The following is a 4871-nucleotide window of genomic DNA, read 5'->3' on the forward strand; positions in this document are numbered from 1 at the left end:
GGCAATCCGTTCTGGGTGTCGAGCCCGACGCTGGCGCACTTCAAGAAGCTGCTGTTCGACACCGAATACCCGTCGTGGCTGATGAACACGATGCTGGTGTCGGTGATCGCCACGCTGGTGTCGCTGTTCGCCGCGGTGCTGGCCGCCTACGCGATCGAGCGGCTGCGCTTCAAGGGCTCGCGCGCGGTCGGCCTGGGGATCTTCCTCGCCTACCTGATCCCGCCGTCGATCCTGTTCATCCCGCTGGCGCTCGTGCTGCAGAACCTCGGGCTGTTCAACACGCGCTGGGCGCTGGTGTTCACCTACCCGACCTTCCTGATCCCGTTCTGCACCTGGCTGCTGATGGGCTACTTCCGCTCGATCCCGTACGAGCTCGAGGAGTGCGCGCTGATCGACGGCGCCACCCGCTGGGAGATCCTGATCAAGATCATCCTGCCGCTGGCGGTCCCCGGCCTGATTTCAGCCGGCATCTTCGCCTTCACCCTGTCCTGGAACGAGTTCATCTACGCACTCACCTTCGTGTCCGACTCCGAGATCAAGACCGTGCCCGTGGCGGTGGTCACCGAGCTGGTCGAGGGCGATGTCTATCACTGGGGGCCGCTGATGGCCGGCGCGCTGCTTGGCTCGCTGCCGGTCGCGGTGTTCTATTCCTTCTTCGTCGAGTACTACGTCTCCGGGATGACCGGCGCCGTCAAGGAGTGAGATCGGCATGAACGATGCGCCCGTGGTGCTGTTCGAGGAGCGCCCCACCGTTGGCGGCCGCCGCCTGGGTGTGGTCACCCTCAATCGCCCCCGTCAGCTCAACGCGATCACGCTCGAGATGTGCGAGCGCATGCTGGCCACCCTGCGCACCTGGGCCTCCGACGAGGGCATTGCGCTAGTGATGCTGCAGGGCGCGGGCGATCGCGGCTTTTCGGCGGGGGGCGATGTCGCCGAGGTGGTTCGGCAGGTGCGTGCCGGGGGCGAGCGCCGTTTCGTGTATGGCGATGCCTTCTTCGCCGTGGAGTACCAGCTCGACCTGCTGCTGCACACCTACCCCAAGCCGCTGCTGTCATGGTCGCACGGGGTGTGCATGGGCGGTGGCATGGGGCTGGTGGCCGGCGCCAGCCATCGCGTGATCAGCGAGGGCTCGCGGGTGGCCATGCCCGAAATCCACATCGGCCTGTTTCCGGATGTGGGCGGCGGGTACTTTCTCAACCGGGTGCCGGGCGGCATCGGTCGTGTGATGGCGCTCACCGGCCTCACCCTGAACGAGGCCGACACCCTGTTCGCCGGCCTGGCCGACTACTTCATCGCGCAGGAATTCCGGGATGCCGTGGTCGAGGAGATCCTGGCCCATGCCTGGACCGGAGACCGACGCGCCGATGCGGCCGCCCTGTCGCATCTGCTGATGGCCCACCACCGTCGCTGCAAGGCGGGTTTGCCCCTGAACCACCTCGCGCAGTATTTCGACGCCTTGCGTTTCATCGCCATGCAGCCCACCCTCACCGGGGTGCGCGACGCGCTCGCGGCCGCAGCCGCCGACGACCCCTGGTTCACCGCGCCGGCACGCAGCCTTGCCGAGGGCAGCGCGATGGCGGCCTGGGTCACCGATGAATACCTGCGCCGGGCCCGCCACTGCTCGCTGGCCGAGGTGCTTGCGCTCGATCTGGTGCTGGCCCGGCAGTTCCAGCGCCGGCATGACTTCCCCGAGGGCGTGCGTGCCCTGCTGATCGACAAGGACCGCAAGCCGCGTTGGGCGCATGCCGATCTGGCGGCGGTGCCGATCGACGAGGTCGAGGCCCACTTCCGCTGAACCGCCGGCGCACCGGCGCTTGAAATCGCCGGTGGCGCCCCAATGTGCCCGGCGGAACGGCCGTGCTGACGGCTGCCTGCCGGCATCGTGCCGGCGTTTGCCTGTTCAACCCACCATGGATGCCATGAAGGAAACCCTGGGATTCCAGACCGAGGTGCGTCAGCTGCTGCAGCTGATGATCCACTCACTCTACAGCCATCGCGAGATCTTCCTGCGCGAGCTGATCTCCAATGCCTCCGATGCCTGCGACAAGCTGCGCTTCGAGGCGATCGACCAGCCCGCCCTGGTGGCCGATGACCCGGAACTCGCGATCAGCCTCGAGTACGACCGTGAGGCCCGCACGATCACCATCGCCGACAACGGTATCGGCATGTCCCGCCAGGAGGCGATCGACCACCTCGGCACGATCGCCCGCTCAGGCACCCGCGAGTTCTTCGGCAAGCTCTCCGGGGATCAGGCCCGTGACGCCCAGCTGATCGGTCAGTTCGGCGTGGGCTTCTACTCGGCCTTCATCGTCGCCGACCGGGTGACGGTGCTCACACGCCGTGCCGGACTGGGCGCGGCGGAGGGGGTGCGCTGGGAGTCCGATGGCACCGGCGAATTCAGCATCGAACCGGTGGAACTGACCCGTCGCGGCACCGAGGTCATCCTCCATCTGCGGCCCGATCCCGAGGGTGGCGACGCCGAGTCGGCGTTCTCGGCACTGCTCTCGTCCTGGGAGCTTCGCAGCATCGTGCGCAAGTACTCCGACCATGTCGCACTGCCGATCCGCATGCGCCGCGAGGCATGGGACAAGGACAAGGCGGCCTACGAGACCCTCGACGAATGGGAGACGGTGAATCAGGCCAGCGCGCTGTGGGCGCGCCCCAAGAGCGAGATCGATGACGAGCAGTACAGGTCCTTCTACCGGCATCTTTCGCCCGGGGATGACGAGCCGCTCGCCTGGACCCACAACCGGGTCGAGGGTCGCAGCGAATACACGCAGCTGCTCTACCTGCCTGGCAAGGCACCCTTCGATCTCTTCGATCGTCAGCAGCGTCGCGGCCTGAAGCTCTATGTGCGCCGGGTCTTCATCATGGACGAGGCGGGCGACCTGCTGCCTGCCTATCTGCGCTTCGTGCGCGGGGTGGTCGATTCCGCCGACCTGCCGCTCAATGTCTCGCGCGAACTGCTGCAGGAAAGCCGCGATGTGCGGGCCATCCGCGAAGGCTGCACACGCCGTGTGCTGAGCATGCTCGAAGACCTCGCCGCCAACCAGCCCGAGCGCTACGCGCAGTTCTGGCGTGAATTCGGACAGGTGCTCAAGGAGGGCATCGGCGAGGATGTCGGGCAGCAGGAGCGGCTCTCTGCCCTGCTGCGTTTCGCGTCCACGAAGAACGACGGCGACGATCAGGATGTGTCGCTTGCCGACTATGTCGGCCGCATCAAGGAAGGCCAGAAGTCGATCTACTACGTCACCGGCGAGACGCCGGCCGCGGCGCGCAACAGCCCGCACCTCGAGGTCTTCCGCAAGAAGGGCATCGAGGTGCTGCTGCTCACCGACCGGGTCGATGAGTGGATGCTCTCCTTCCTGCAGGCCTGGCAGGACAAGCCCCTGGTCTCGGTCTCGCGGGGCGGGCTCGATCTCGGCGAGCTGGCCGACGAGGCCGAAAAGAAGCAGGCCGAGGAAGCGGCCGACGCCTTCAAGCCCCTGGTCGAGCGGCTGCGTGCCAGCCTTGGCGAGCGGGTCAAGGAGGTTCGGATCACCTCGCGCCTGACCGACTCGCCCTGCTGCCTGGTGTCCGACGAAGGCGAGATGAGCGGTCACCTCGAGCGGCTGCTGCGTCAGGCCGGGCAGAAGGCGCCGCCACGGCGTCCGATCCTGGAGATCAATCCCGAGCACGGCCTGCTGCGGCGACTGTCGCCCGAGGACCCGGCGTTCGACGACTGGGCGGGTCTGCTCTTCGACCAGGCCCTGCTGGCCGAAGGCGGACAGCTCGATGATCCTGCCGGCTTCGTGCGCCGCCTCAACAGCATGCTGCTGGCGGACCGCGCGGCGTGAGCGGTGCGGGCCGGCATCGCCCGGTCTCGGTCCCCATCACCCTCTCGGAGAGCGAGGGGGTGCGTTGCCTGCACTTCGGCACGCCCTGGGTGCAGGGCGCCATGCTGGTCGGGCATCCTCAGGTGCTGGTGCTCGAGTACATCCAGCGCATGATGGCCTGGCTGCTGTTCCTGCATCCGCCGGCCGACATCCTGCAACTCGGTCTCGGCGCCGGCTCGCTCACCCGGCTGGCCCATCGGCGCCTGCGCCGCTCCCGGGTGACGGTGATCGAGGCAAGCCGGGATGTCATCGATGTCTGCCACGCCTGTTTCGCGCTGCCGCCGGAAGACGAGCGGCTGCGGCTGCGCTGTGACGATGCCGCGCGGTTTGTTGCGCGCCGTGATGTCTGCGGTCGCTTCGGTGTGATCCAGGTCGATCTCTATGACGCCGAGGCGCGCGGTCCGACCTGCGACAGCCTCGCCTTCTACGAGGACTGCCGGCGGGCGCTGGCCGATCCGGGGGTGTGCGTGGTCAATCTCTTCGGTCGCCACGCCTCCTACCGGCGCAACCTCGCCCGGCTGGCCAGTGCCTTCGACGGCCGCACCCTGGCACTGCCGGCCGGGGCTGCCGGCAACATCGTGGTGCTCGCCTTCAAGGGGCCGACCCTGTCCGTGCCGTGGACCGCGCTCGAGGCGCGTGCAGCCGTCCTCGGTGTGCATTTCGGCTGGCCCGCCGGGCAGTGGGTGAACGCGATCCGCGCGGTTCGTCCCGGCCAGCACTGCATGATCTGAGCGGTAGATCGGAACGATCGCCCCGGGGAACACGACCTTGACGCCCGGTCTTGGCGTGCGACGCCGAACTGCCGCTCGCGGTGATCCGGCCGCCGCCCATCCATGGCATCCGAGGGCTGGCGGCGAGGGCCTGTTACCCTCCCAAGGTCATCCGCCTTCGCGTCGGTCGAGGCCGTCGCTGCCGCCATGTCCGCCCTCCCAAGACCAGAAGGCACGCCCTTGAGCGCATCGGGATTCACAGAACGCCGCCGCCAGGAGCGCCGCC

The 4871-nt window shown here is 67.9% G+C and carries 4 protein-coding genes; all 4 read left to right on the plus strand.

Features of this window, described 5'->3' with window-relative positions; all coding sequences use genetic code 11:
- A partial coding sequence (locus AC2H6A_RS17885; protein ID WP_484275075.1) for a carbohydrate ABC transporter permease occupies nt 1–702 on the plus strand: 702 nt, incomplete at its 5' end.
- Between the two features lie 7 nt (nt 703–709).
- Nucleotides 710–1795: an enoyl-CoA hydratase/isomerase family protein gene (locus AC2H6A_RS17890; RefSeq protein WP_484275076.1), complete on the plus strand. Its 1086-nt coding sequence runs from the start codon at nt 710–712 to the stop codon at nt 1793–1795.
- A gap of 115 nt (nt 1796–1910) precedes the next feature.
- On the plus strand, nt 1911–3836 hold the full coding sequence (htpG, locus tag AC2H6A_RS17895; protein ID WP_484275077.1) for a molecular chaperone HtpG: 1926 nt from the start codon (nt 1911–1913) through the stop codon (nt 3834–3836).
- 59 nt (nt 3837–3895) lie between these two features.
- Nucleotides 3896–4606, plus strand: coding sequence for a spermine/spermidine synthase domain-containing protein (locus tag AC2H6A_RS17900; protein ID WP_484275078.1), 711 nt, complete (start codon nt 3896–3898; stop codon nt 4604–4606).
- Nucleotides 4607–4871: the final 265 nt, after the last annotated feature.

The organism is Quisquiliibacterium sp., assembly GCF_982640115.1.